The sequence below is a fragment of the Bauldia litoralis genome (genome assembly GCF_900104485.1).
Lineage (GTDB): Bacteria > Pseudomonadota > Alphaproteobacteria > Rhizobiales > Kaistiaceae > Bauldia > Bauldia litoralis.
The window spans coordinates 312634-338298 of the sequence record NZ_FMXQ01000002.1; the positions used below are offsets into that span (position 1 = coordinate 312634).

Here is a 25665-nt window from a genome sequence, read left to right on the forward strand (position 1 = left end):
TTCTCCCGGTTGTTTGCGTGGCTCGTGAGAGCGTCGTCACGCACAGTAAAAGCAAAATCTGCGCCAGCAAGCGGTCCGGACGCAAGGCCCCTCTCACCGCCGGCTAGCGATCCGGCACGAAAGGCTGGCCGAGGCAGGCCGGGGTATTGATCCGCAGCAACGTCCGGTTTCGCGAGATCAGCACCAGCACGATCACCGTGGTCAGGTACGGCAGCATTGTCAGGAACTGGGACGGAATCGGCACGTTGAAGCCCTGGGCGTGAAGCTGGAGGATGCTGATGCCGCCGAACAGCACCGCCCCGATCATCACCCGGTACGGCAGCCAGCTTGCGAAAACCACCAGCGCCAGCGCGATCCAGCCGCGCCCTGCCGTCATGTTCTGCGTCCATTGCGGCGTGTAGACCAGCGACAGATACGCACCGCCGAGCCCGGCGCAGGCGCCGCCGAACAGCACCGCCATGAACCGTACCCGGACGACGCCATAGCCAAGCGCGTGTGCCGACACGTGGTTGTCGCCGACCGAGCGAAGGATCAGCCCGCCCCGGGTTCGGAACAGGAACCAGCTCACGGCGATGGTGATGGCGACCGCCAGGTAGGTCAGCGGGTCGAGCCCGAAGACGAGGCTGCCGATCACCGGAATGTCGGAGAGGCCGGGAATGTCGATCTTGGGCAGCCCGATCCCCGGGATGCCGACAAATGCATCACCGATCAGCGCCGACAGCCCCAGTCCGAACAGGGTCAGCGCCAGCCCGGATGCTACCTGGTTGGCGACGAAGATCAACGTCACCACGGCGAATAGCGACGCCATGATCATGCCGCCCAGGATTGCCGCGAAGATACCGAGGATCGGCGATCCACTCAGATGGGCGATGGCAAAGCCACACACCGCGCCGACCGCCATCATGCCTTCCACGCCGAGATTGAGAACGCCGGCCCGCTCCGACACCAGTTCGCCGATCGCCACGAAGAGTAGCGGCGTCGCGGCGGTGACGATGGTCAGCAGGATGCCTTCGAACATCGTCATGGCGTTGCCTCGGCGGCAGCGCTGCGCCGCGTCGAGACGAAGCGGACGCGGTAGAAGATGAAGGTGTCGCAGGTCAGCACGAAGAACAGCAGCATCCCCTGGAAGACCCGGGTGATCTGGTCCGAAACACCGAGCACGATCTGGATGCCCTCGCCGCCGATATAGGAAAGCGCCAGCAGCAGCCCCGCGAAGAGGATGCCGACCGGGTTCAGCCGTCCGAGGAAGGCGACGATGATCGCGGTGAAGCCGTAGCCGGGCGACACGGACGTGCGCAGCATCTCGATCGGCCCCGCCACCTCGCAGATGCCGGCAAGCCCCGCCAGCCCGCCGGAGATCAGGAAGGTCATCAGGACCATCCGCTTCTGGCTGAAGCCGGCAAAGGCGGCGGCCCGGGGCGCTTGCCCGAGTACCGATATTTGGAACCCGGTGATGGTTCGCGACAGGACGAACCAGGCGACCGCCACGGCGATCAGGACGAAGATCGCGTTGAGCCGCACGTCGTCGCCGAACACCACCGGCAGCACCTGCCAGCCGTCGAACTCGCGGCTGTCCGGGAAATTGTAGCCCTCGGGATTGCGCCACGGGCCCCGCGCCAGCCAGTCGAGGAAGAGCTGCGCGACATAGACCAGCATCAGGCTGGTCAGGATCTCGTTGGTGCCGAAGCGGATCTTGAGAAGCGCCGGGATCGCGCCGTAGAGCATGCCACCGGCAATGCCCATCAGCAGCATCACCGGCAGGACAAGCGGCCCGTTCCATTCGGGCACCAGGATCGGGAAGACCGATCCGGCGATGGCGCCGGCGACCAGTTGCCCCTCGGCGCCGATATTCCAGTTGTTCGACCGGTAGCAGAGCGACAGGCCGATCGCGATCAGGATGATCGGCGCCGCCTTGATCAGCAGCGCCTCGACCGTCCACCACGCCGTCAGCGGCTCGATGAAATAGATGTAGAGCGCCTCGAGCGGGTCGACGCCGATGGCGAGGAAGATGAAGAAGCCGGTGATCACCGTCAGCACGATGGCGATGATCGGCGACAGCAGCGACATCGCAGAGGACCGCTCGGGTCGGCGGATCAGCTCAATGCGCATGGGCGGCCCCCTGCCCGTCGTCGGAAACCCCGGTCATCAGCAACCCGATCTCCTCGCGCGTGATGCCGCTTGCATCGCGCGGCGTGGAAAGCTTGCCATGCGAAATGACGGCGATGCGGTCCGAGATTTCGAGGATTTCGTCGAGGTCCTGGCTGATCACCAGCACGGCCGAACCTGCGCGGGCGAGATCGACAAGCGCCTGGCGGATGGTCGTGGCCGCGCCCGCATCGACGCCCCAGGTCGGTTGCGAAACGACGAAGACCCCGGGCTTGCGGTCGTATTCCCGGCCGACGACGAACTTCTGGAGATTGCCGCCCGAAAGCGCTGCTGCCTCGGGGTCGGGAGTCCCCTTGCGCACATCGAAGGCCTCCGTCACCCGGCCGACGATCGACCGGGCTCCGAGAAAATTGACCACGCCGGTGCGGACCAGTCCCTCACGCGTTCCGTTGCGCGTCAGGACGACGTTCTGCGACAGCTTGAAACGCGGCACCGCGCCGTGCCCGAGGCGCTCCTCCGGCACGAAGGCGGCATTGAGCCGGCGCCGGGCGTTGACCCCCTGCCTGCGGCAATCGTTCCCGTCGATCTCGATCGTGCCTGATGCCGCCAGCACTTCGCCGGAGAGGACATCGAAGAACTCGTCCTGTCCGTTGCCGGCGACACCGGCGATGGAGACGATCTCGCCGCCGCGCACCTCCAGCGTGATGTTGTCGAGCGCCACGGCGAAGGGATGCGGCCGCGGCTGCGAAACGCCATGCACGGCGATCCGCACCGGCGCGGAGTCTGGAACCGGCTCGGGCGGATTCAACTGCCGCACTTCCTCGCCGACCATCAGGCTGGCGAGCCGCGCCGCGGTTTCCTGCTTCGGATCGCATTCGGCGACCACCTTGCCATGCCTGAGGATGGTCGCGTGGTGGCAGATCGCCCGCACTTCCTCCAGGCGGTGGCTGATATAGAGGACCGAGCAGCCTTCGGACGCCAGCCGCTTGAGGGTGACGAACAGATCGTCCGCCTCCTGCGGTGTCAGCACCGAGGTCGGCTCGTCCATGATGATCAGCTGCGGCTCCTGCAGCAGGCAGCGGACGATCTCGACCCGCTGCCGCTGGCCGACCGACAGGTCGGCGACCACCGAGTCCGGGTTGAGCGGCAGGCCATACTCGGCCGAAACCTTGGTGATCCGGTCCCTGAGCTGGCTCATCGCGCCCGCCCCTTCGATCGCCAGGGCGATATTCTCGGCCACGGTCAGCGCGTCGAAGAGCGAAAAATGCTGGAACACCATGCCGATGCCGAGCCGGCGCGCGGCGGCGGGGTTGAGAATGACAGCCGGCTTGCCTTTCCATCGGATTTCTCCAGCGGTCGGCTGAAGCACGCCGTAGAGCATCTTTACGAGGGTCGACTTGCCGGCGCCGTTCTCGCCGAGAAGCGCATGAATTTCGCCCGGCATGATCGAGAAATCGACGCTGTCATTGGCGCGCAGCGCCCCGAAGTCCTTGGTGATGCCGTGGGCCGACAGCGTCGCGACGCCTTCGAGGCGCTTCGAGAAATCGTCGCCAGCTGGGTTTGGTTGCGTTCCCACGTTAACCCTAGCCTACCCGTCCGGCGGACCGGCGCAAAGCCGGAGATTCGTGGTTTTCCACGACGCGAATGGCCTCGTCCCGGGCAAGGAGCTGGCTCGCGGTAGCAGCCGCGATCACCGCCGGCACCTTGGAGTGGATCCCGTCGATGCCGATCGGACAGACCAGGTCTTCAAGACGCCGGGGCGCTATTCCGGCGGCGGCGAGCCGCTTCTCGAACCGCGCGCGCTTGCTTTTCGAGCCGATGAGACCGACGTAGGGGAAGCGATCGTCGGCAAGGGCCGCCTGAACCAGGGCGAGGTCGAGCTGGTGGCTGTGGCTCATGACAAGGACGAAACTGCCGGCCGGCGCGCCCGTCAGCGCATCCAGCGGATCGTCAAGCCGGCTCAGGACAACGTTCGCCGGCACAAGAGCCGGAAACGCATCGGGACGCGGGTCGAGCCACGTCACGGTGAACGGCAATGGCGCCAGCGCCAGGACGAGCGCCTTGCCGACATGACCGGCGCCGAACAGATAGAGGTGCCGCCGTTCCTCGCCGAAGCCCTCGACCAGCACGTCGTTCGTGAGAACCGCGCTGCCGGGGGCCAAGGATTCGTCCGCGATCGAGCGAACGAGTCGGCCCCCGCCGTCGAACCGCGCGACGGTGGTGAATGGCGCCTCGGCTTCCCGGGCGGCAAAGGCGGCCGCCGTCTCGCGGTCGCCCGTGCCAAACACCTCGATCACCAGGTCGACCTGACCGCCACAGCACTGGCCGAGCTCCGGCCCGAGCGAGAACCGGCGCTTCTCGGCCCCGGCGTTCTTCTCAAGCGCGGCCTGCGCCATTGCGATTGCCCGCCATTCCAGCGTGCCGCCGCCGATGGTGCCCGAAAAGGTGCCGTCCCGGTTGACGATCATTCGCGCGCCTGCTTCGCGCGGGGCCGAGCCCCTGGTCGCCGCCACGGTCACCATCGCCGCCCCGCCGCGACGGTCGATCGCTTCGACGAGGCGGGCCCAGACCAGCATCAGCTATCTCCACCCGTCGTCGCCCGGATGGCGCGCATGATCGCCTCCGGTGTCGCCGGTGCGTCGAGCCGCGGCATCACCGCCGGCTTGAGGCTGGCGATGGCGTTGAGGATCGCCGAGAAGACCGATGTCGCCAGCATCAGCGGTGGTTCGCCGACGGCCTTGGACCGGTAGATCGTGTCCTCGCGGTTGCCGCCGGACTCGTAGAGCGCGACCCGGAAGTCCGCCGGCACGTCGGCGGCGGTCGGGATCTTGTAGGTCGAGGGCGCGTGGGTCGCCAGCCGCCCGGCCGAGTCCCAGACCAGTTCCTCCGTCGTCAGCCACCCCATGCCCTGGACGAAGCCGCCCTCGATCTGGCCGATATCGATCGCCGGATTGAGGGACTTGCCGACGTCGTGAAGGATGTCGACGCGGTCGACTTTCATCTCGCCGGTCATCGTGTCGATGGTGACTTCCGAACAGGCGGCGCCATAGGCGAAGTAGAAGAACGGCTGACCGGAGGCCTTCTCCCGGTCCCAGTGGATCTTCGGCGTCTTGTAGAAGCCCGTCGACGACAGGGACACCCGGGCGCGAAAAGCCTGCTCGACCAGTTCGCCGAATTCCACCGCCTGGTTGCCGATGAACACCTTGCCTTCTCGGAACTGGACCGCATCCCGGCCGACGCTCCACTTCTCGTCGATGAATTCGAAGAGCCGATCCTTGATCGTCCGGCACGCGGCAAGCGCGGCCTGTGCGTTGAGGTCTGTGCCGGCGGAGGCGGCCGTCGGTCCGGTATTCGGCACCTTGGCGGTCGAGGTCGCGGTGATCTTGACCCGGTCGAGCTCCTGGCCGAACTCCTCGGCCACCACCTGGGCGACCTTGACGAAGAGCCCCTGCCCCATCTCGGTGCCGCCGTGGTTCAGGCTGATCGACCCGTCGCGATAGATATGGACCAGCGCGCCGGCCTGGTTGAGGTGGATCAGCGTGAAGGAGATGCCGAACTTGACCGGCGTCAGGGCCAGCCCCTTCTTGAGCACCGGGCTCGACGCGTTGAATTCGGTGATCGCCTTGCGCCGCGCCCAGTAGTCGCTGGTGCGCTCCAGTTCGCCGACGATCTCCGGCAGGATGTTGTCCTCGACCCGCATGTTGTACGGGGTCCGGTCGCGGCCGGCACCGCCGTAGAAATTCGCCTTGCGGACCTCCAGCGGGTCGCGGCCGACCGCATAGGCGATATGGTCGATCATCCGCTCGGCGAAAAGCTTGCCCTGCGGCCCGCCGAAGCCGCGGAAGGCGGTGTTCGACACGGTGTTGGTCCGCATCCGCCGGGCGAGGATGCGCAGCACCGGGTAATAGTAGCCGCTGTCGGCATGGAACATCGTCCGGTCGACGACGCCCATCGACAGGTCTTCCGAATAGCCGCATCGCGCGGCGAAGGTCACGTCGACCCCGCGAATCCCGCCGTCCTTGCCGAAACCGGCGGTGTAATCGACTTTGAAGTCATGCCGCTTGCCGGTCATGATCATGTCGTCGTCGCGGTCGAGGCGCATCTTGCAGGCGCGCCCGGTCTTGCGCGCGCCGAGCGCGGCAAGCACCGCCCATTGCGTCGCCTGGCTCTCCTTGCCGCCGAAACCGCCGCCCATCCGCCGCACTTCGACGGTCACGGCGTTGGAATCGAGGCCGAGGACATGGGCGACGATGTGCTGGACCTCGCTCGGATGCTGGGTCGACGAGCAGACATACATGTCGCCGTCCTCGCCCGGGATCGCCAGCGCCGCCTGCCCCTCCAGGTAGAAATGCTCCTGGCCGCCGATCCGGAACTCGCCGGTGATCTTTCGTGGCGCCGATGCGATTTCGGCCGCCGGATCGCCGCGCTCGAAGGCGTAGTCCGGCAGCACCATCGAATCCGCGACCACCGCGTCATCGACATCGATCATCGGCATGCCCGGCGCCGTGGTGATCCTCGCGAGCTTGGTCGCCCGCCGCGCCTGGTCGCGGGTCTCGGCGAGCACGACGAACAGCACCTGCCCGTAGAACATGATCTTTTCGGGCGTGATCGCCGGCTCGTCGTTGATCCCCTTCGCGCTCACGTCATTCACGCCGGGAATGTCGGCGGCCGTCAGCACGTCGACGACGCCCGGCGCCTTGCGGACCGCGTCGAGATCGAGCTTGGTTACCCGGCCGGCGGCGATCGGCGCGTAGCCAGGCGCCGCGTGAAGCGTGCCGACCGGCGCCTTGATGTCGTCGACATAGATCGCCTCGCCGGTCATGTGCTTGGCCGCGCTGTCATGCGGCCTTGGCTTGTGCACCACCGCCGGTGCCGGGCTGCCCTTGATGATGTCGCCGAGGTCCATGTCAGGCCACCACGCGATGGCCGACGACCCGTGTCCGGGTGGAGGCCGTGCCGGCCGCCTCGATCAGCGCCTTGCCGAGCAGCGCATGCGCCGTCTCGTTGCGGTAGCGGGCGCTGGCCCGGTGGTCGCCGATCGGGGTGAAATCGTCGCGGAGCGCGGCAAAGGCCCGCGACCAGGCCCGCGAGTCGCGCAGCATCGTGCCGGTCAGCGCTTCCTCGGCGTTCTTCGCCCGCTTCGGCGTCGCCGCCATGCCGCCATAGGCAATCCGCGCCTCGGTGATCGCGCCATCCTCGCCAACGGTGAAGCGGAACGCGCCCATCACCGACGAGATGTCCTGGTCGAAGCGCTTGGCGACCTTGTAGCAGCGGAAGATATGGCTGGCGTTCATCTTTGGCACCAGCAGCCCGATCACCAATTCGCCCGGTTCGCGATTCTGCTTGCCATATTCGATGAAGAAGTCCTCCAGCGGCATGCTGCGCACCCGCTTGCCCTTGCGAAGCTCAACCGTCGCCTCCAGGGCGATCAGCGCCGGCGGCGTATCGCCGATCGGCGACCCGTTGGCGACGTTGCCGCCCATCGTGCCGCTGGCCCGCACCTGTTTGGAGCCGAGGCGGCGCAGCAACTCGCCAAGGTCCGGATCGAGCGCCCTGAAGTGGGGTTCGATCTGGGCATAGGTCGCCGCGGCGCCGATCAGCAGTTCGTATCCGGTGTCGCCGATATGATCGAGACCCCGGGCCCGGCCGATATGGATGATCTTCGGCAGGTCGCGGAACTGCTTGGTGATCCACAGCCCGACATCCGTGGCGCCGGCGACAATCGTCGCGTCGGGATGCTGCTCGTAGAGGTCGGCGAGTGTCTCGATGCTCGACGGCGCCGCGAAGAAGCGGTCGCTGTCGCCGATGAAGATGTCGTCGGTGTCGGCGAGGAAGCCGATCAGCCCGGCGGTGTCCGACGCATTGGCGGAGAACCGGTCGGTCGCGGGATCGGCGGTGACCTTGACCGCGGCGTCGACGATCGGGCGATAGCCGGTGCAGCGGCACAGGTTGCCGGCGATCCAGTCATTCGCCTCGGACCGGCTCACCGGGTGCTTTTCGGCGTGGTAAAGCGTGAACAGGCTCATCACGAAGCCCGGCGTGCAGAACCCGCATTGCGACGCATGGGTGTCGTGCATGGCCGCCTGGACCGGGTGGAGTTCCCCGTCGCGATCCGCGAGGTCTTCGACGGCGACCACCTCGCAGCCGTCGACCTGGCCGAGAAGCTGAATGCAGGAATTGACCGGCTCATAGGTCATCTTGCCGTCGCGAACCCGGCCGAGAGCAACCGTGCAGGCGCCGCAGTCGCCCTCCCCGCAGCCTTCCTTGGTGCCGGTCGCCCCCTCGGTCTCGCGAAGGTAGTCGAGCAGCAGGGCCGTCGGCGCGATGTCGCGCAGTTCGACCATGCGGCCATTGCGGATGAATCGGATCGAGTCGCGCATGGTGCCGGTCAGCTTCCGCGATAGGTCGTGTAGCCGAAGGGCGAGAGCAGCAGCGGCACGTGGTAATGGGCCTCGGAGGCGTCGACCGTGAAGCGGATCGGGATCACGTCGAGAAACGTCGGCTCGATATCCTGGGCGCGGAGATACGCCCCGGCATGGAATCGCAGTTCAAACGTTCCGTCGGTCAGCGCCGCGCCCTCGAGAAGCGGCTCGTCGACACGACCGTCGGTATTGGTCGTCGCCACGGCAACCCGTTCCTGTGTGTCGCCAAGTCTATAGAGGTCAATCCGCATGCCGGCCGCCGGGCGGCCGCGCGCTGTATCGAGAACGTGAGTCGTCAAACGCCCCATAGGCCACACCTGCTACTCTACGCGCACCGCGCCACGGGCCGTGGGCGGGCAATTGCTGCACCGCGAACTGCGGGTCACCGCCAACAATGGATTATGCCCAAAACCTGATCAAACGCTAATTTTCATCATCTTGCCGGCAAAAGGGGCATGGACGCAGACCGGGCGATCCCCGTTAAAGACGTTTCGCCGCAGCATCAGGACTGCACCGCCGACTTGCCAGACTCGGTCGCGGCGCGCAATCATGCATGCACCCCCCTGAAGACGTCCGCCTTTCCGGCCGACGAAAGCCCCGATGCATCAGACGCAACCGGACAAAGCCGAGCGACGCGGCCTTGAACTGTTTACCCCGAAACTCGTCACCATTTTGCGAGAGGGCTACAGCTTTGGAACGTTCCGTCACGACTCCGTCGCGGCGCTGACCGTTGCGATCGTCGCATTACCCCTGGCGATGGCGATTGGCATCGCCTCCGGCGCCACGCCGGAAAAGGGTCTCATCACGGCGATTGTCGCGGGCTTTCTGATCTCGGCGCTGGGCGGCAGCCGGTTCCAGATCGGCGGGCCGACCGCAGCTTTCATCGTCGTGGTCTTCCAGACCATCGATCGCCACGGCTATGACGGCCTGCTGATGGCGATGGTGATTGCCGGCGTCATCCTGATCGTCTTCGGCGCCCTCCGGCTCGGGACCTTCATCAAATACATCCCCTATCCCGTGATTACCGGTTTCACCGCCGGCATCGCCGTCTCGATCTTCGCGTCGCAACTCAAGGACCTGCTGGGCCTCGACGCCACCCTTCCGGCAGACTTCATTCCAAAGCTCGGGGTGATCTACGAGGCGCTGCCAAGCATCAACATCCTGGCGGTCGGGATCGCCGTCCTTGCCCTGGCGATCATCATCGGCCTCAAGATGGCTCGGCCGAAATGGCCGGGCTTCCTGATCGCCGTCGTCGCCTGCTCCGCTCTCACCACTCTGGCCGATCTCGATATTGCAACGATCGGATCGGCCTTCGGCGGGGTGCCACGCACGCTTCCGGTTCCCGAACTTCCAACCTTCGACCTTTCGAGGGTCGGGGCCATCCTGCCCGACGCCATGACCATCGCCTTCCTCGCCGGCATCGAGTCGCTGCTGTCGGCCGTCGTCGCCGACGGCATGACCGGGCGGCGGCACCGGTCGAACAGCGAACTGGTGGCGCAGGGCTTCGCCAACCTCGGCTCGGTCCTGTTCGGCGGATTGCCGGCGACCGGCGCGATCGCCCGCACCGCCACCAACATCCGCGCCGGCGGGCGTACCCCTGTCTCGGGGATGCTGCACGCCGTCATCCTCCTCGTCTTCGTCCTCGTTGCAGCGCCCCTGCTTTCCTATATCCCGCTGGCGGCGCTGGCCGCGATCCTCGCATTCGTTGCCTGGAACATCGCGGAATTCGACCACATCCGGGCCATCCTGACCGGCGCCACCACCGGCGACCGGTTTGTGCTGCTCATCACCTTCCTCCTCACCGTCCTGGTCGATCTCACCGTTGCGATCGAAGTCGGCGTCGTCCTCGCCGCCCTCCTTTTCATGCACCGCATGGCGAACGCCGTAGAGATCGAGACGGAGGCTCACCTGATCGAGGAAGACGTGCCGGACTCGACACCGCGATCCGCCGAAACCATCGACGCTTCCCGCAACCATCGCCGCTCCGTCGTCTACCGGATCAACGGTCCCTTCTTCTTCGGCGCGACGCAGAAGTTCTCCAGTGTCCTCGACAGCATCGGCGATGCGCCCGACGTTTACATCCTCGACCTGTCCGGCGTGCCTTTCGTCGACTCAACGGCCGCCGCGGCACTCAAGTCGTTCGTCCGCCACGCCCAGGGCCAGGACGCCGGCATTGTCCTCGCCTCGGCAACACCGAGGGTGCGGCACATGCTCCGCGACTTCGGCATCGGCCATCCCGACGTGCGCTTCTCGCCGGATGTCTCGTCCGCGATGGCGTCAAGTGAGGCTGGAAGTCCCGGCTAACCTGAATGGGCCTGCGAAATGGCGGCCTGCCGCGCCCGGCGCAGGTGTCCGGCAAGCAGCGTCGAGAGGACGACCAGCGGCAGGATCGACGCAAGGCCGATCCTCAGTCCCGCATCCTCCGAGACGAAGCCGACCAGGGTCGGCCCGACCAGCGAACTGGAATAGGCGAAGAAGGCAAGTGCGGCGACATTGGTGGCCGGCGGCCGGTCGGTCCGCGCCGCCGCGGCGCTGATCGCCAGCGGAAACCCCACCGAAACACCGAGCCCCATCGCCACGAAGCCGGCGACGGCCTGGACCATTCCCCCCGCGGTGGCCGTCAGCACGATGCCGGCAATCGCCAGGATCCCGAACCCACGCGCCAGCGGCACGGCGCCGAAGCGGTCCGACAGCGGATCGCCGAGAAACCGACCGATCGCCATGAATAGCGACAAGGCGCCGATCGATAGTCCGATCGCTGCTGGTGACGCGTCGAGAACCTCGTTGAGGAAAACTCCGCCCCAGTTTCGCGCCACCTGTTCGACCATCACTGTGCCGAAGACGTAGAGGCAGAGCCCGATCAGCGTCAGCGACGGCAGCGCGAAGGTTGGCGCCCGCTCGCTCTTGACGATCGGGGCAGCCCTGAACTGCGGCAGGGCGTTCGCCGTGGCGAGTCCGATCGGCAGCAGGATCAGGGCGACCAGCACCAGATGCGGGCCGGTGGCGATGCCGAGTTCCCCGATCCCGCCGCTCATCAGGGCCCCGACCATCGAGCCCAGGCTCCAGAAGCCGTGACAGGTATTCATGATCCGGTGCCCCAGACCGATCTCGATCCGCGCCGCCTCGACATTCATGCCGACATCGGTGAGCGCGAAGGTCACGCCCATCAGAAACAGCGCAATGAAGAGCATCGGAACGTTTGGCGCAAAGCCGGGCAAGGGCATGGCGACACAAAGCGCGACGAATGCCAGCAGGATCGTCCGCCGCGCGGTCAGGCGCTCGATCAACGGTCCGGCAACGCTGATCCCCAGAAACATCCCGAGCGGCAGCCCGATCAGGCCCACGGCCAGCGCCCTGTGGCTCAATTCCAGCGCTTCGGCGACATCGGGGATCCTGGGCAGCCAGTTGGCCAGCGTCAGGGACTGCAGGAAGAACACGGCCATGATCAGCCGCGCAGGCGTCACCAGTCCGCCGCTCGCGCGGACGGCGCCCTGCCCGGCCGCGCCGGAAGGCGCGCCCGGGTTTGCTCGGCTCATTGCTGCTGCTTTCGGCGGTTCTTGCCGGCGACAACGTTGAGGAGTTCGACGATCGCGGAAAAGGCCATCGCCGCGTAAAGGTATCCGCGCGGAATGTGGAAGCCGATGCCGTCAGCGATCAGGGCGACGCCGATCATCATCAGGAAGGCCAGCGCCAGCATTCGGGTGGTCGGATGCCGTTCGATGAACGATGCCACCGGACCCGACGCCAGGTACATGATCGCGATGGCGATAACCACGGCAGCGATCATCACGCCGACGTGGTCGGCCATGCCGATCGCCGTCAGGATCGAGTCGACCGAAAACACCATGTCGATCACGGCGATCTGCGAGACGATCATGCCGAAGCTGGCATAGACCTTGGGTCCCGTCGCCGCTTCCGCGTGCCCCCCGCCTTCCACGTCGCGGTGGATCTCGGTCGTCGCCTTGTAGAGAAGGAAGGCGCCACCGGCGATCAGCACGATGTCCCGCCAGGAGAAGCCCTGACCGAAAAGTTCAAAGACCGATGCGGTCAGCCCGATCAGCCAGAACAGGGAGAAGAGCAGCAACACCCGGAAGACCAGCGCCATGGTCAGGCCGATCTGGCGCGCCCGCTTGGCCTGCTCCGGCGGCAGCTTGCCGACGATCACCGAGATGAAGACGATATTGTCGATGCCGAGGACGATTTCCATCGCCGTCAGCGTCACGAGGCTCGCCCAGATGGCTGGATCGGAGATCCAGTCGAACGCAATCATCCCAAATCTCCAGAGGTGACGTGGCCAGTAGCTTGAAATTGTCCGTCAGGCCGCCAAATGCAAGCGTCGGCCACGCAGAAATCCGCCCGTGGCATAGTATTGTTTGACCGGGTCCGCCAGAGGCTGACAATGGCGCCGGCCTCTGGAGTGACGATTCATGGAAAATTTCACGCCGCTCACCGCTGCCATCGGCGGCGCGCTGATCGGATTGTCGGCCACCCTCTTGTGGATCTTCAATGGCCGCACGGCCGGGGTATCCACCATTTCCGGCGCCATCTTCCCGTTCCATCGCGGCGATATCTGGTGGCGGCTGGCATTCCTCATCGGCCTGCCGCTCGGCGCCGCTTTCGGCTTTGCCTATGGCCCGACGGTCTTCGCTGAGATTCCGGCCCGCTTGCCGACCGTCGGCATTGGCCCGGTCGCCCTTGTCGCGGCGGGACTGCTGGTCGGCATCGGCACCCGGCTGGGCGGCGGCTGCACCTCCGGCCACGGCGTCTGCGGCATTGCCCGCCTCTCCCGCCGATCCTTCGTCGCGGTCGGCACCTTCATGGCGACCGCCATCGTGACGGTCTTCGTCGCAAGGCATGTCCTGTGATGCGCAATAGCCCGTTTGCCATCGCCATGGCGCTCGTCGCCGGCATCGTCTTCGGCGTCGGTCTCGCCATCTCGCAGATGATCGACCCCGAGAAAGTCAAGAATTTCCTCGACCTGGCCGCGATCCCCAGCGGCGGCTGGGATCCGAGCCTCGCCTTCGTCATGGCGGCCGGCTCGGCCGTCGCCTTCGTCGGGCTGCGCTTCAACCGATTCATGCGGAAGCCCGTTGCCGCGCCGGCCTTTCAGGTCAACACGAAGACCCGGATCGACCGCCGGCTGGTCATCGGCTCGGCAATCTTCGGGGTCGGCTGGGGGATTTCCGGCTTCTGCCCGGGTCCGGCCATCGCCAATCTCGGCGTCGTGCCCGACGCCGTCGCGATCTTCGTCGCCGCGATGCTGGCCGGCTCCTGGTTGACGGGAGCGATCGTCGAATGGTCAAACCGCTCGAGCCTCGAGCCCTCGCAAGCGGTCGCCAAGTGATCATGCCCAGCACGGATATCCTCGTCGTCGGATCGGGACCGGTCGGCCTTGCCGCAGCCCTCAAGGTCGCGGCGATGGGGTACCGGGTCGCCATCGTCGCTCCGGCCACCCGCCCTGACGACCACCGAACCGCCGCCCTTTTGGCCGGATCGGTCGATTTCCTCGACTCCCTCGGCGTCTGGCCGCTGGTGAAGGATCAGTCAGCGCCGCTCCGGTCGCTGCGCATCGTCGACGCCACCCGGCGACTGATCCGCGCCCCCGAAGTGCTCTTCCACGCCAGCGAGATCGGCCTCGACGCCTTCGGCTACAACATCGCCAACGCCGCCCTCACCGCCGGCCTCGATCGCCTGTGTCGCGAGCGCGGCATCGAGCGCATCGAGGCAAGCGTCGAGCGAATCGCCGTCACCGGGGACGACGCCGTCGTCGCCCATCTCGACACCGGCGAGACCGTCACCGCCCGCCTCGTCGCCGCGGCCGACGGTCGCCGCTCGCGGGTCCGCGACAGCATTGGCATCGCCGAATGGGACTGGCGCTACGACCAGTCGGCGCTCGTCACCAACATCCGCCACACCCTGCCGCACCACGAGACCTCGACCGAGTTCCACACCGAAGGCGGCCCCTTCACGCTGGTGCCGCTACCCGGGCAACGGTCGAGCCTCGTCTGGGTAGATCGTCCCGCCGAGGCCAAGCGTCGCGCCGCACTCGCCCCCGAGGTGCTGGCGGCCGAGATCGAGGCCCGCGCGCAATCGATGCTCGGCAAGGTCGCGCTGGATGGCCCGGCGCAGGTCTTCCCGCTGTCCGGGATGGGCGTCCGGGCTTTCGCCGCCCAGCGGGCGGTCCTGCTCGGCGAAGCCGCGCATCTCTTCCCGCCCATCGGCGCCCAGGGCCTCAACCTCGGCTACAGCGACGTCGCCACCCTCGGCGAAAGCCTCGCCGGCCATCCCGAAGACCCCGGCGAGGCAAGCCGCCTGGCCGCCTATGACCGCAGCCGTCGCGCCGACATCTACGCCCGCACCGCGGCGGTCGATGCCCTGAACCGCACCCTGCTCACCGGCTTCCTGCCCGTCCAGGCCGTGCGCGGATTGGGGCTGTTCCTGCTCGACCGCATCCCGGCGCTGCGCCGGGCGGTCATGCTGCGCGGCGTTGGATCGCCCGCCAGCCCCCCGGCTAGCGAAACGGATCGACCGGCAGGTCGCCGCTCAACAGGATCGTCAGGGTAACCGTTACCGTGACCACCGAAGCGACGGTCCCGTAGAAGACGGCCGCCGCCGCCCGCCCCTCATAGGTCGCGTATTGGCGCGCCATCGCCAGGACGTTGGCCGCCGGAGGCAGCGCCGCCATCAGCACCGCCGCGGCCACCCAGATCCGGTCGAAGCCGCCGATCCAGCTCAGGAGCAGGTAGACGATCACTGGGTGGACCACCAGCTTGACCAGCAGGATCACCGGCAGTTCCAGCGTGACCGTCCCGCGTGACATCTGCACGAGGCTGGCCCCGATGGCGAACAGCGCCACTGGCGCCGCGGCGGATCGCAACGCCGTCAGCAGGCCATCGATCGGCCCCGGTATCGGCAGGCCGACAAGGGCGAAGATGAAGCCGAGGACGGAGGCGATGATGATCGGATGCGTGCCGACGCGCCTGGCGATCGAGCGCGCCATCGACGCCCCGTTGGCTCGCGTCGTTCCGCCCAGCGCCATCATCAGCGGCACCAGCGCGAAGAGCATGATGCTGTCGAAGGTGAAGATCAGCGCCGTTGGCGCCGCCGCCGTCGCGCCGAATGCCGCGACCGTCAGGGCGGGCGCCATATAGCCGATGTTGGCGTAGGATCCGACCAGCCCCTCGATCGTTGCTTCGGGCACATTGCCGCGGTTGACCAGGGCGCCGAAGGAGAAGGCGAGCGCAAAGGCGCAGTAGGTGGCGAAGGTCGTCGTGATGACGAAGGACCAGTTCTCGAAATCGCCGATCGGCGTTTCGGCCACCAGTTGGAAGAACCACGCCGGCAGTGCGAAATAGTAGACGAAGAGATTGAGGCCCGAGACGCCGTTCGCAGGCAGATTCAGCCACTTGGCTGCGCCGAAACCGGCAGCGATCAGCCCGAGGAAAGGCAGAATGATCGTCGCGATCTGGCTCATGGTCTGTCGGGCTTCCGGATGCCCGTTCTCCGGGCGCGGCTCGGACGCGGTGGCGGCTGAACAGCCCGCTGCCTAACGGTTTCGCAGTATCCGGTCAATCTTCGCGCACCTCGGCGGCGCACCGATCTGGCGGTTGACTTGACCGTCCCGGCATGGCCCATAGCGGAAATGGCCAGCAAATCGATTTCAATGATGGATGGTGCGCGCGAGGCGAAATTCTCGATCGGTCAGATCGTTCGCCACCGCATGTTTCCGTTCCGTGGCGTCATCTTCGACGTCGACCCGGTCTTCGACAACACCGAGGAATGGTGGCTGGCGATCCCCGAGGATATCCGGCCGTCGAAAGACCAGCCCTACTATCACCTGTTCGCCGAGAATGACGAGACCGAATACGTCGCCTATGTCTCGGAACAGAACCTGTTGCCGGACGAGTCGAGCGAGCCGCTCCGGCATCCTCAGATCAGCGAGTTCTTCGCCGCCCGAGACGGCGACATCTACATCGCCCGCGATCGCGATCTCAACTGAGCCGCGACCGCGCGTTGCCGGTGGCGAACGTTATTCGCTCTTTTCCTGTTCCTGCTTCAGCCTGTCGCGCTCGGCGGCTGCACGGTCCCGCAGGGCCTTGTTGAGGTCCTGCTGGCGCTTCGCCAGGCCCTCGGGCTTGAGGCCCTCGCCGTCATAGGCCTTGGTAAAACCGCTGAGCGTCATCGGGAAGCTGACCGGCTTTGCCTGGGCGTTCATCGTCGTGATGACGAGTTGGTTGCCCTGCTTCATCTCCGCCACAAGGCTGGCATCGACATCGAGCTCGGCGTAGCAGGCGTTCGGCAGGCAGATGCCGTAGCCGAGTTCATACTGCTTTCCGTCGTCCACCTGCGCTCGCATTCCGGGTTGCAGAAGCATGCCGGGAGGAACGGCGATGACGAAGGACTTCTTGTCTTCGCCGGTGATCTCACGCACCGCCGCCGAGGCGATGAACTGACCGGTCTCGGCCGTTATCTCCTGGATCGTCAGGCAGAGTTCCTTGCCGTCCTGCGGATTCTCGTTGCAGATCTTGGCCCACGGCGTCTCGGCCGCGTCCTGCGCCACGGCGGCCACCGGCGCCGCGATCGCGAAAACCGCGACCGGGATCAGGCGCTGCCACTTTGTGAATGTCGTCTGGAGGTGTGCGATAGCTTGACGTCCCACGTTGTGTTTCCTCCGGCCCGCTATTGCGCGCCGCCTTCCTTGGCCTGCTGTTCCTTGAGCTTCTCACGCGCAGCGGCGGCGCGATCCTGCAACGCCTTGGTCAGGTCTTCCTGGCGCTTGGCGAGGCCGGCAGGGTTCAGCCCCTCGCTGTCATAGGCCTTGGTGAACCCGGCCAGGGTCATCGGGAAGCTGACCGGCTTCGCCTGGGAGTTCATCGCCGTGATGATCAACTGACCACCCTTCTTCATGGCGGCCACGAACTCGCCATCGACTTCAAGCTCGCCGTAGCAGGCATTCGGGAAGCAGATGCCATAGGTCATTTCATATTGCTTGCCCTGATCGACCTGCGCCCGCATGCCCGGCTGGATGAGCATGCCGGGCGGAACCGCGACCACGAAGGATTTCTTGGCATCGCCGGTGATCTCGCGGACCGTCGCCGAGGCGATGAACTGGCCCGTCTCCGCGGTGACTTCCTGGATCGTCAGGCAGAGTTCCTTGCCGTCCGCCGGATTCTTGTTGCAGATCTTGGCCCAGGGCGCGTCCGGGGTCGGTCCGGTCGGCTGCTCGGCCTCTTCCTGGGCCGCCGCGCCGATCGGCGCGCCGATCGCCAAGAGAACTACCGGCAGCATACGCTGCCATTTTGCGAAATTAACCTGCAGATTTGCCATTGTGCGTCCTTGGCTCGATGTCCCGTCGCGTCATTCGCGGTCGCTTCGGCTCGATGTCCCCTCGCAGGGGTGATTGGTCGTCAAATACGGCGACTTGTTGACTGGCTTCGGCCATTCCATATCCCGCTTGCGAGCCGATTTCCAGCTTTCCCGCCGATATCCGGGCAATTGGCCCGCACCGGTCGCCGGCGGCGGAAGCTATGTTAGGATAATCGTCAGTTTTCAAGCGAATCCCGGCAAGAAACGAATGGCTACCCGACCATGAGCGCCACCGTCATCTCCATCGCCCTGAAACTCCGGCTCGCCGCCGCCGTTGCCGCATCCTTCGGGATCGGCCTTGTGCCGCAACTGGCGGCCGCCGAGGCGTCGCATGGCGTCGCCATGATTGGCGAACCCGCCCTGCCCGCCGACTTCACACATCTGCCCTACGCCAATCCGGACGCCCCCAAGGGCGGCAAGATTACCTATGGCGTGGTTGGCACCTACGACAGCCTCAACTCCTTCATCGTCCAGGGCGGCACGACGTCGTCGCGCGGCCTGCGCGACCCGGTCTTTGGCAACCTCGTCTTCGAGAGCCTGCTGTCGCGGAGTTCCGACGAGGCCTTCACCCTCTACGGGATGCTGGCTGAGAGCGTCGAAACGCCTGAAGACCGGAGCTGGGTGGAATTCACGATGAATCCCGACGCCCGGTTCTCCGACGGTGAACCGGTCACCGTCGATGACGTGATCTTCTCAATGGAGATCCTGCGCGACAAGGGGCGCCCCAACTACCGCTACTACTACGGCAAGATCGACGACTACGAGCGGGTCGGCGAACGCGGGATCCGCTTCAACATCGCCACCGCCAAGGATCGCGAACTTCCGCTGATTCTCGGCCTGATGCCGATCCTGCCGAAGCACGCGATCGATCCCGAGACCTTCGACAAGTCGACGCTGACGCCCCCCGTCGGCAGCGGCCCCTACGTCATCACCGACGTCGGCGCACCGAACTACATCGTGTTCAAGCGCAATCCGGATTACTGGGCCAGCGACCTGCCGATCCAGAAGGGCCTCTATAACTACGACGAGATCCGCATCGACTATTACCGCGACGCAAACGCAATGTTCGAGGCATTCAAGAAGGGCCTCTACCAGGTCAATCCGGAGGGCGATCCGGCCCAGTGGAACAAGGGCTACGATTTCCCCGCCCTCAACCAGGGGCGGGTGGTCAAGGAGACCTTCAGCACCGGTACGCCGAAGGGCATGTCGGGCTTCGTCTTCAACACCCGCCGGCCGATCTTCGCGGATATAGCGGTCCGCCGCGCGCTGGCCAAGCTGTTCGATTTCGGCTGGGTGAACACCAATCTCTATTACGACGCCTTCGACCGCGCCGCCGGCTATTTCAACGATTCCGAGCTCTCGTCGATCGGCATTCCGGCAAGCGACCGGGAGAAGGAGCTGCTCGCGCCCTTCCCGGACGCCGTTGTCGCCGAAGTGATGGATGGCACCTACCGGCCCGCCTCCAGCGATTCGTCCGGCGCCGACCGGACAGTGCTCCGCGAGGCGCTGTCGGAGTTGCAGGCCGCGGGTTACGAACTCAAGGACGGTACGCTGGTCAATACCGCCTCCGGCAAGCCGCTGGCCTTCGAGATGCTGGTGACGACAAAGGAGGATGAACGCCTGGCGCTGGCCTATCAGCGGACCCTCTCCCGCATCGGCATCAAGGCGTCGATCCGCAATGTCGATGCCTCCCAGTATCAGTTGCGGCGCCAGACGTTTGACTTCGACATGATCCGCAATTCGTGGGGAGCTTCGCTGTCGCCCGGCAACGAGCAGAGCTTCCGCTGGAGCCAAGAGGCCGCCGACCAGGACGGGTCCTTCAACTATCCAGGCGCCAGTGAGCCAGCAATCGACGCGATGATCGAGGCCATGCTGGCGGCCCGCACCCGTGACGAGTTCGTCGCGGCCGTCCGCGCCCTCGACCGGGTGCTGGTGTCAGGCTTCTACGTCGTCCCGCTCTTCTATCTTCCGGATCAGTGGATGGCGCGCTGGACGACCGTCGAGCACCCGGAGCAGACGTCGATCAACGGCGCCAAGCTCGAAACCTGGTGGCGTGTGCCTGAATGACCGAAGCAACGTCCCTCCAGCCGCTGCAGATCGACGTCGTTTCCGATGTCGTCTGCCCGTGGTGCTATCTCGGCAAGCGGCGGCTCGACCACGCCCTGGAAATGACAGCTGGCCTCGAGGTAGCGGTCCGCTGGAAGCCGTTCCGGCTCGATCCGACGATCCCGCCGGAGGGCGTCACCCGCAAGGATTATCTGGAGGGCAAGTTCGGCAGCCTTGAAGCGGTCCAGCCGATGCATGACCAGTTGTCCGATCTCGGCCGGATGGAAGGCATCGATTTCCACTTCGATCGGATCACCCGGTCGCCGAGCACCGTCGACGCCCACAGGGTCATCCGCTGGGCCGAGGCGGAGGGTGCGCAGGACCAGATCGTCGAGCGTCTCTTCCTGGCCTATTTCACCGAGGGCCTCGACATCGGCGACCCGAAGGTCCTGTCGGAGGCGGCCGACGAAATCGGCCTCGATGCATCGCTCATATCGGAGCAACTCGCCTCGGACATGGACCGCGCCACCGTCGAGGCTGACATCGAAAACGCCTACCATATCGGCGTCACCGGCGTGCCCTGCTTCATCATCGCGGGAAAATACGCGGTGATGGGCGCTCAGGAAGCGCCGGCCCTGGCGCAGGCTCTGGTCCAGATCGCGACCGGGCAGACCGCGTAGCCGCCCTCGCCCGTCAGTCCTGCGCCGCGCCGACCGTATCGGCGACCACGGCGCCGCGACGCCCGAGCGGGCGGTCGGCTCCAACGGTGGTGTCGCGGGCGGTCTGATGCTCGATCTCGGCATTCAGCTCGGCGCCCAGGAGCACGATGATCGCCGACAGCCACATCCACATCATCAGGCCGATACCCGCCGCCAGCGATCCGTAGGTCGCGTTGTAGTTGGCGAACTGGGACAGGTAGAGCGACAGCAGCGAAGAGCCGACCAGCCAGGCGACAGTGGCAAAGACGCTTCCGACCGTCAGCCACTGCCAGCGCGCCTCCCTCCGGTTCGGGCCGAACCGGTAGAGCACGGCGAGCCCCAGCAGCAGCGCGGCGAACAATACCGGCCAGCGCAACAGGCTGACGATCGTCTCGGCCGCCGAACTGATCCCGAGATAGGACAGCGCGATCGGAAACACCACGACGGAGGCGATGCCGATCAGGCCGGCGGCGATCGCCCCGAGCGTCATGGTCATCGAGATGAGGTTCAGGCGAATGAAGCTGCGACGCTCGGTCTCGTCATAGGCGACATTGAGCGCGTCGATGATCGCCTTCATTCCGGCATTGGCGCTCCAGAAGGCCAGCAACAGGCCGAAGATGAAGGCAATACTCAGCCCGGCATTGCCGGCCGAGACTACCCTCTGCACCTGCTCGGCGATCGGCCCCATCGCGTCGGCGGGCACGACATCGGACAGCAGGACCAGTTGATCCTGGACAGTGCCGATGTCGAACAGCAATCCGTAGACGGACACGAAGGCGGTGATCGCCGGGAACAGCGCCAGCAGGCCATAGAAGACAACGCCGGCGGCGACGGCCAGAAGTCGGTCCTGGGTGATCTGGGCATAGGTGCGCCAGAGGATGTCCTTCCAGCCCGCCCAGGGGATGTGCCAGGGCGCGATGGACTGCCGCCCGCGTCCCGGCTCGGCCGCCCGAAGCGTGTCCACGCCTGTCTCGATCGGGTGTCCGGGGGGTGTCCGGGGTGTTCCGGTGAGCGTCCGGGGTGTTCGGGAACCACCAATCGACGACGCCACGAGCATCCCGATACCGGCAATCGCCAGCGCATCAATGGCATCGAAACGGCGCCGACGCGCCGTCTGCGGTGGTTTATCCGACATCAGCCCCTCTCAACGAGAAAGAACCGCCCCGCCGCCATTCGGTTCCATCGGCGCCGGCGGAAACGCTGTCAGGCAGCCACTTTTTCGCCCTCCCCGGCCAGTTTCGCCAGCAGGATGAGGATGGCGGCCGTTCCTTTCAGCCGGTCGGCGGGATCCTGCCAGTCGCGGATCACCACGACCTTCTGGTCGGGACGCACCTTGGCGAGCGTGCCCTCCCGGGTAATCCACTGCATCAGCCCGGCGGCATTGGCGAAATTGTTGTCGCGGAAGGTAATGACCGCGCCCTTCGGTCCGGAATCGACCTTCTCGACATTGGCCCGGCGGCACAGCGCCTTGATCGTCACCAATTGCAGCAGATGCTCGACTTCCTCCGGCAATGGCCCGAATCGGTCGATGAGTTCGGCGGCGAAGGATTCGATATCCGCATTCTCGCGGAGATCGGCGAGCCGTCGATACAAGCCGAGACGAAGCTGGAGGTCCGGGACATAAGGCTCTGGAATCATGATGGAAGTGCCCACCGTAATTTGCGGCGACCACTCGCCTTCCGTCTCGACCTCCCCGGTCTTCAGCGAGGCGACCGCCTCCTCCAGCATCTGCTGGTAGAGCTCGTAGCCGACCTCCCGGATGTGCCCGGACTGCTCCTCCCCGAGCAGGTTGCCGGCACCACGAATGTCGAGGTCGTGACTGGCCAGCTGGAATCCGGCCCCGAGCGTGTCGAGCGATTGCAGCACCTTCAGCCGTCGCTCGGCGGTGGGTGTCAGCGTCCGCTCCGGCGGCACGGTGAACAGCGCATAGGCCCGCTCCTTCGACCGACCGACGCGGCCGCGCAACTGGTAGAGCTGGGCCAGCCCGAACATGTCGGCGCGGTAGACAATCAGGGTGTTGGCGGTCGGGATATCGAGGCCGGATTCGACGATCGAGGTCGACAGCAGCACGTCATAGGAGCCGTCGTAGAAGGCGGTCATGATGTCTTCGAGTTCGCCCGGCGTCATCTGGCCGTGGGCCACCGCGGTCTTCAGTTCCGGGACGGTGTCGGCCAGGAACGCCGCCTGCTCGGCAAGGTCGCTGATCCGCGGGCAGACGTAAAAGCTCTGTCCGCCACGATAGCGTTCGCGCAGCAGGGCCTCGCGTACCACCAGCCCGTCGAAGGGGGCGATGAAGGTCCTGACCGCCAGCCGGTCGACAGGCGGCGTGGTGATCAGCGAGAGCTCGCGGACGCCGGTCAGCGCCAGTTGCAGGGTGCGCGGGATCGGCGTCGCCGACAGCGTCAGCACGTGCACATTGGCCTTCAGCGCCTTGAGCTGTTCCTTGTGCTTGACACCGAAATGCTGCTCCTCGTCGACGATCAGCAGCCCGAGATCGCGGAATTTGATCGACTTGCCAAGCAGCGCATGGGTGCCGATGACGATGTCGACGCTGCCGTCGGCGATCCCGGTCTTGACCTCGGCCAGTTCCTTGGTGCCGACCAGCCGCGATGCCTGCGCTACCTTGACCGGCAGGCCGGCGAAGCGTTCGGCGAATGTCTTGAAGTGCTGCCGGGCCAGAAGCGTCGTCGGCACCACGACCGCCACCTGCCGCCCGCTCAGCGCCGCGACAAAGGCGCCGCGCAGCGCCACCTCGGTCTTGCCGAAGCCGACATCGCCGCAGATCAACCGGTCCATCGGCGTCCCCGTCCCCAGGTCGTCGATGACCGCGCCGATGGCGTTGTTCTGGTCGTCGGTCTCCTCATAGGGGAAGCGGGCCGCGAATTCGTCATAGGCGCCTTCCGGCGGCGTCATCACCGGCGCGGCCTTCATCGCCCGTTCGGCCGCCACCTTCATCAGCGCCTCGGCCATGTCGCGGATGCGCTTCTTGAGGCGGGCCTTGCGGGCCTGCCACGCCGTCCCGCCGAGCTTGTCGAGCGGCGCGTCGGCCTGGTCGGAGCCATAGCGGGAGAGCAGTTCGATATTCTCGACCGGCAGGTAGACCCGGTCGTTGCCAGCGTAGACGATCTCGAGGCAGTCGTGCGGCGCGCCGGCCGCTTCGATGGTCTTCAGGCCGACGAAGCGGCCGATGCCGTGATCGGCATGGACGACAAGATCGCCGGCCGCCAGGCTGGTGACATCGGTGAGGAAATCCGCCGGCCGCCGCTTGGATTGGGGCCGCACCAACCGGTCGCCAAGGATGTCCTGCTCGCCAATGATGGCGAAATCGCCGGCCTCGAACCCGTCCTCGACACCGAAGACTGCGAGCCCGACGGTGTCGGCCGGGAGCGCCGCCGCCTCGGCCCAGTCGGCTACGGCCTGGAGCCGGGTCAGACCGTGGTCGACCAGCACCTGACCCATCCGGTCGCGCGAACCGTCGCTCCAGCAGGCGACGATCGCCCGCTTGCCAGCGGTCTGCACGACCGCAATATGCTTGATGACCGCGTCGAAGACATTGACGTCCTGGGCTTGCCGTTCGGCGGCGAAGTCCCGTCCGCGCCGGGCTTCAAGATCGATGACGTCGGCGCGTTCCGGCTGGGCGAATGGCGATAGGCGCACCAGCGAATGGCCTGCGATCGCCTGGGTCCAGGTCTCGCGGGTCAGGTAGAGGCAATCGGGCGGCAGCGCGTTGTAGGGAACGCCGGTCGCCTGCCCGGCCTCCATCGCCTCGAGACGGGCGCGGTAGTGGTCTTCGATCTGGGCCAGACGCTCGCCGGTCGCCTCGTCGTCGAGATGATCGAGGACGACCGCCGCACCCTCGACATGGTCGAACAGCGTCTCCATCTCGGTCGCGAAGAGCGGCAGCCAGTGCTCCATGCCGACATAGCGGCGGCCTTCGCTGGCTGACTGGTACAGGAGGTCCTCGCGGCTCGGGGCGCCGAACCGCGCCACATACGCCTGGCGAAACCGGGCAATCGCCTCCGGCGAGAGCTGCATTTCGTTTGCCGGCACGAGGTCGATGCGCTTGCGCGCTGCCACCGTCCGCTGGGACTCGGTGTCGAAGGTACGGATCGATTCCAGCGTGTCGCCGAAGAAGTCGAGGCGGACCGGCTCACCCTGCCCTGCCGCGAACAGGTCGACAATGCCGCCGCGAACCGCGTATTCGCCGGGCTCGCGAACCGTCGGGCTGCGCAGGAAGCCGTTATCCTCCAGCCAACGGACGATCGCATCCATCCGCATCTGGCTGCCGACGCCGAGCGACATCGAGCCGCGCGCCACGAAGTCCCGCGGCGGCACCTTCTGGAGGGCCGCGTTGACGGTGGTCAGGAGGATCGAGGGTTTCTTGCCCGGCGTGGTGAGCTTGGCGAGCGTCGCCATCCGCCGCGCGACGATGGCGGAGTGCGGCGACGCGCGATCGTAGGGGAGACAGTCCCAGGCGGGAAAGTCGAGGATCTCGACCGCGGGCGCGAAGAAGCGGATGACCCGCTCGACTTCGGCCAGTCGCTGTCCGTCGCGGGCGATGAAGACGATCCGCCGCTCGGCGACCGCGGCGATCTCGGCAAGTGCCTTGCCCACCATGCCGTCCGGCACGGATGCGAGGGTCACGACCCCCTTGCTGGATAGGGCAGCCTTGATCGACGGCTTGGCGTAGGGCCGTGAAAGTGTCTCGGACATGCTGGTCAGCGCACCTGGTGATGAAAGGCGATAAGTCGTTCGACGACGGGTGAGACGTCCTCCTTCGGGACGGGCCCGGCCCCCGTCACCCACACGAAGATGTCGGGATCCGGCACGTCGAGCAGTCGTTCGAAGTCGGCCATATCCGCGTCGGAGAATTCCGCCACATGGGCATCGGCAAAACGCCCGAGGATCAGATCGGTTTCGCGGGTGCCGCGATGCCACGCCCGGAAAATCAGTCGCTTCCGGCGCGCATCGAGCCCGGTTTCGGCTTCTGCCACGGATATCGCCCCGCCAATAGAAAAACGGCGCCG

General features: G+C 66.1%; 22 protein-coding genes. 7 read left to right on the plus strand and 15 right to left on the minus strand.

What is annotated here, in order from left to right:
- Positions 1 to 103: 103 nt before the first annotated feature.
- The 7 genes from BLT60_RS05365 to uraH form a co-directional block, all read right to left on the minus strand.
- Positions 104 to 1024: an ABC transporter permease gene (locus BLT60_RS05365; RefSeq protein WP_425284967.1), complete on the minus strand. Its 921-nt coding sequence runs from the start codon at positions 1022 to 1024 to the stop codon at positions 104 to 106.
- Positions 1021 to 2109, minus strand: a complete 1089-nt coding sequence (locus BLT60_RS05370) for an ABC transporter permease (RefSeq protein WP_090875287.1) — start codon at positions 2107 to 2109, stop codon at positions 1021 to 1023. The genes BLT60_RS05365 and BLT60_RS05370 overlap by 4 nt, the downstream gene beginning before the upstream one ends.
- On the minus strand, positions 2099 to 3619 hold the full coding sequence (locus BLT60_RS05375; protein ID WP_090875744.1) for an ABC transporter ATP-binding protein: 1521 nt from the start codon (positions 3617 to 3619) through the stop codon (positions 2099 to 2101). The genes BLT60_RS05370 and BLT60_RS05375 overlap by 11 nt, the downstream gene beginning before the upstream one ends.
- 70 nt (positions 3620 to 3689) lie before the next feature.
- Positions 3690 to 4682: a xanthine dehydrogenase accessory protein XdhC gene (gene xdhC / locus BLT60_RS05380; RefSeq protein WP_090875289.1), complete on the minus strand. Its 993-nt coding sequence runs from the start codon at positions 4680 to 4682 to the stop codon at positions 3690 to 3692.
- On the minus strand, positions 4682 to 7012 hold the full coding sequence (xdhB, locus tag BLT60_RS05385) for a xanthine dehydrogenase molybdopterin binding subunit (RefSeq protein ID WP_090875291.1): 2331 nt from the start codon (positions 7010 to 7012) through the stop codon (positions 4682 to 4684). The genes xdhC and xdhB overlap by 1 nt, the downstream gene beginning before the upstream one ends.
- A gap of 1 nt (position 7013) precedes the next feature.
- Positions 7014 to 8486, minus strand: coding sequence for a xanthine dehydrogenase small subunit (gene xdhA, locus BLT60_RS05390; protein WP_090875293.1), 1473 nt, complete (start codon positions 8484 to 8486; stop codon positions 7014 to 7016).
- An 8-nt stretch (positions 8487 to 8494) separates the two neighbouring features.
- Positions 8495 to 8836, minus strand: coding sequence for a hydroxyisourate hydrolase (gene uraH, locus BLT60_RS05395; protein ID WP_090875294.1), 342 nt, complete (start codon positions 8834 to 8836; stop codon positions 8495 to 8497).
- A gap of 292 nt (positions 8837 to 9128) precedes the next feature.
- Here uraH and BLT60_RS05400 point away from each other — a divergent pair, with 292 nt between their 5' ends.
- The gene (locus BLT60_RS05400; RefSeq protein ID WP_090875302.1) at positions 9129 to 10832 is read left to right on the plus strand and encodes a SulP family inorganic anion transporter; all 1704 of its coding nucleotides are present in this window, start codon (positions 9129 to 9131) and stop codon (positions 10830 to 10832) included.
- Here the strand turns inward: BLT60_RS05400 and BLT60_RS05405 are convergent.
- Together BLT60_RS05405 and BLT60_RS05410 are read right to left on the minus strand one after the other, a co-directional pair.
- Entirely contained in the window at positions 10829 to 12064 is a 1236-nt protein-coding gene (locus tag BLT60_RS05405) for an MFS transporter (RefSeq protein WP_090875304.1), read from the minus strand. The genes BLT60_RS05400 and BLT60_RS05405 overlap by 4 nt on opposite strands.
- Positions 12061 to 12798 carry a TerC family protein gene (locus BLT60_RS05410; protein ID WP_090875306.1) on the minus strand — a complete coding sequence of 246 codons (738 nt, stop codon included), beginning with the start codon at positions 12796 to 12798 and terminating at the stop codon, positions 12061 to 12063. Before BLT60_RS05410 ends, BLT60_RS05405 begins: the two co-directional genes overlap by 4 nt.
- A 157-nt stretch (positions 12799 to 12955) precedes the next feature.
- Here BLT60_RS05410 and BLT60_RS05415 point away from each other — a divergent pair, with 157 nt between their 5' ends.
- The 3 genes from BLT60_RS05415 to BLT60_RS05425 are packed head-to-tail and all read left to right on the plus strand — an operon-like array spanning position 12956 to position 15092.
- Entirely contained in the window at positions 12956 to 13393 is a 438-nt protein-coding gene (locus BLT60_RS05415; protein WP_090875307.1) for a YeeE/YedE family protein, read from the plus strand.
- Positions 13393 to 13872 (plus strand): YeeE/YedE family protein, encoded by a 480-nt coding sequence (locus tag BLT60_RS05420; RefSeq protein WP_210185544.1) that lies wholly within the window; start codon positions 13393 to 13395, stop codon positions 13870 to 13872. The genes BLT60_RS05415 and BLT60_RS05420 overlap by 1 nt, the downstream gene beginning before the upstream one ends.
- Positions 13873 to 13874: 2 nt before the next feature.
- Positions 13875 to 15092 carry a UbiH/UbiF family hydroxylase gene (locus tag BLT60_RS05425; RefSeq protein ID WP_090875745.1) on the plus strand — a complete coding sequence of 406 codons (1218 nt, stop codon included), beginning with the start codon at positions 13875 to 13877 and terminating at the stop codon, positions 15090 to 15092.
- Here the strand turns inward: BLT60_RS05425 and BLT60_RS05430 are convergent.
- Complete coding sequence (locus BLT60_RS05430; protein WP_090875309.1) at positions 15040 to 16002, minus strand: AEC family transporter; 963 nt, start codon at positions 16000 to 16002, stop codon at positions 15040 to 15042. The two genes, BLT60_RS05425 and BLT60_RS05430, sit on opposite strands and share 53 nt — an antisense overlap.
- 192 nt (positions 16003 to 16194) lie before the next feature.
- Here BLT60_RS05430 and hspQ point away from each other — a divergent pair, with 192 nt between their 5' ends.
- Positions 16195 to 16527, plus strand: coding sequence for a heat shock protein HspQ (gene hspQ / locus BLT60_RS05435; protein ID WP_090875746.1), 333 nt, complete (start codon positions 16195 to 16197; stop codon positions 16525 to 16527).
- A 30-nt stretch (positions 16528 to 16557) separates the two neighbouring features.
- On the opposite strand, the gene BLT60_RS05440 is transcribed toward hspQ, so the two are convergent.
- Together BLT60_RS05440 and BLT60_RS05445 are read right to left on the minus strand one after the other, a co-directional pair.
- Entirely contained in the window at positions 16558 to 17187 is a 630-nt protein-coding gene (locus BLT60_RS05440) for an invasion associated locus B family protein (protein WP_210185545.1), read from the minus strand.
- Positions 17188 to 17207: 20 nt separating this feature from the next.
- Positions 17208 to 17855 (minus strand): invasion associated locus B family protein, encoded by a 648-nt coding sequence (locus BLT60_RS05445; RefSeq protein WP_210185546.1) that lies wholly within the window; start codon positions 17853 to 17855, stop codon positions 17208 to 17210.
- Between the two features lie 261 nt (positions 17856 to 18116).
- Between BLT60_RS05445 and BLT60_RS05450 the strand changes: the two genes are divergently transcribed.
- Both BLT60_RS05450 and BLT60_RS05455 read left to right on the plus strand, forming a co-directional pair.
- Positions 18117 to 19961 carry an extracellular solute-binding protein gene (locus BLT60_RS05450; protein ID WP_090875312.1) on the plus strand — a complete coding sequence of 615 codons (1845 nt, stop codon included), beginning with the start codon at positions 18117 to 18119 and terminating at the stop codon, positions 19959 to 19961.
- Positions 19958 to 20620 (plus strand): DsbA family oxidoreductase, encoded by a 663-nt coding sequence (locus tag BLT60_RS05455; protein ID WP_090875313.1) that lies wholly within the window; start codon positions 19958 to 19960, stop codon positions 20618 to 20620. The genes BLT60_RS05450 and BLT60_RS05455 overlap by 4 nt, the downstream gene beginning before the upstream one ends.
- Before the next feature lie 13 nt (positions 20621 to 20633).
- Here BLT60_RS05455 and BLT60_RS05460 read toward each other — a convergent pair whose 3' ends face one another.
- The 3 genes from BLT60_RS05460 to BLT60_RS05470 all read right to left on the minus strand — a co-directional run bounded on the left by BLT60_RS05460 (position 20634) and on the right by BLT60_RS05470 (position 25632).
- Positions 20634 to 21602: a YihY/virulence factor BrkB family protein gene (locus BLT60_RS05460; RefSeq protein ID WP_244521151.1), complete on the minus strand. Its 969-nt coding sequence runs from the start codon at positions 21600 to 21602 to the stop codon at positions 20634 to 20636.
- A 239-nt stretch (positions 21603 to 21841) separates the two neighbouring features.
- Positions 21842 to 25351 (minus strand): transcription-repair coupling factor, encoded by a 3510-nt coding sequence (gene mfd / locus BLT60_RS05465; RefSeq protein ID WP_090875315.1) that lies wholly within the window; start codon positions 25349 to 25351, stop codon positions 21842 to 21844.
- A 5-nt stretch (positions 25352 to 25356) separates the two neighbouring features.
- The gene (locus BLT60_RS05470; protein ID WP_425284968.1) at positions 25357 to 25632 is read right to left on the minus strand and encodes an FAD assembly factor SdhE; all 276 of its coding nucleotides are present in this window, start codon (positions 25630 to 25632) and stop codon (positions 25357 to 25359) included.
- Positions 25633 to 25665: the final 33 nt, after the last annotated feature.

Bases quoted from the DNA above. Each gene is read 5' to 3' on its own strand.
- xdhC (WP_090875289.1), bottom strand. From the start codon at position 4,682: ATGCTGGTCTGGGCCCGCCTCGTCGAAGCGATCGACCGTCGCGGCGGG.
- BLT60_RS05425 (WP_090875745.1), top strand. From the start codon at position 13,875: ATGCCCAGCACGGATATCCTCGTCGTCGGATCGGGACCGGTCGGCCTT.
- BLT60_RS05405 (WP_090875304.1), bottom strand. From the start codon at position 12,064: ATGAGCCGAGCAAACCCGGGCGCGCCTTCCGGCGCGGCCGGGCAGGGC.
- BLT60_RS05445 (WP_210185546.1), bottom strand. From the start codon at position 17,855: ATGGCAAATCTGCAGGTTAATTTCGCAAAATGGCAGCGTATGCTGCCG.
- BLT60_RS05450 (WP_090875312.1), top strand. From the start codon at position 18,117: ATGAGCGCCACCGTCATCTCCATCGCCCTGAAACTCCGGCTCGCCGCC.
- xdhB (WP_090875291.1), bottom strand. From the start codon at position 7,012: ATGGACCTCGGCGACATCATCAAGGGCAGCCCGGCACCGGCGGTGGTG.
- BLT60_RS05400 (WP_090875302.1), top strand. From the start codon at position 9,129: ATGCATCAGACGCAACCGGACAAAGCCGAGCGACGCGGCCTTGAACTG.
- BLT60_RS05455 (WP_090875313.1), top strand. From the start codon at position 19,958: ATGACCGAAGCAACGTCCCTCCAGCCGCTGCAGATCGACGTCGTTTCC.
- BLT60_RS05420 (WP_210185544.1), top strand. From the start codon at position 13,393: ATGCGCAATAGCCCGTTTGCCATCGCCATGGCGCTCGTCGCCGGCATC.
- BLT60_RS05410 (WP_090875306.1), bottom strand. From the start codon at position 12,798: ATGATTGCGTTCGACTGGATCTCCGATCCAGCCATCTGGGCGAGCCTC.
- BLT60_RS05415 (WP_090875307.1), top strand. From the start codon at position 12,956: ATGGAAAATTTCACGCCGCTCACCGCTGCCATCGGCGGCGCGCTGATC.
- mfd (WP_090875315.1), bottom strand. From the start codon at position 25,351: ATGTCCGAGACACTTTCACGGCCCTACGCCAAGCCGTCGATCAAGGCT.
- BLT60_RS05430 (WP_090875309.1), bottom strand. From the start codon at position 16,002: ATGAGCCAGATCGCGACGATCATTCTGCCTTTCCTCGGGCTGATCGCT.
- BLT60_RS05370 (WP_090875287.1), bottom strand. From the start codon at position 2,109: ATGCGCATTGAGCTGATCCGCCGACCCGAGCGGTCCTCTGCGATGTCG.
- hspQ (WP_090875746.1), top strand. From the start codon at position 16,195: ATGGATGGTGCGCGCGAGGCGAAATTCTCGATCGGTCAGATCGTTCGC.
- BLT60_RS05365 (WP_425284967.1), bottom strand. From the start codon at position 1,024: ATGACGATGTTCGAAGGCATCCTGCTGACCATCGTCACCGCCGCGACG.
- xdhA (WP_090875293.1), bottom strand. From the start codon at position 8,486: ATGCGCGACTCGATCCGATTCATCCGCAATGGCCGCATGGTCGAACTG.
- uraH (WP_090875294.1), bottom strand. From the start codon at position 8,836: ATGGGGCGTTTGACGACTCACGTTCTCGATACAGCGCGCGGCCGCCCG.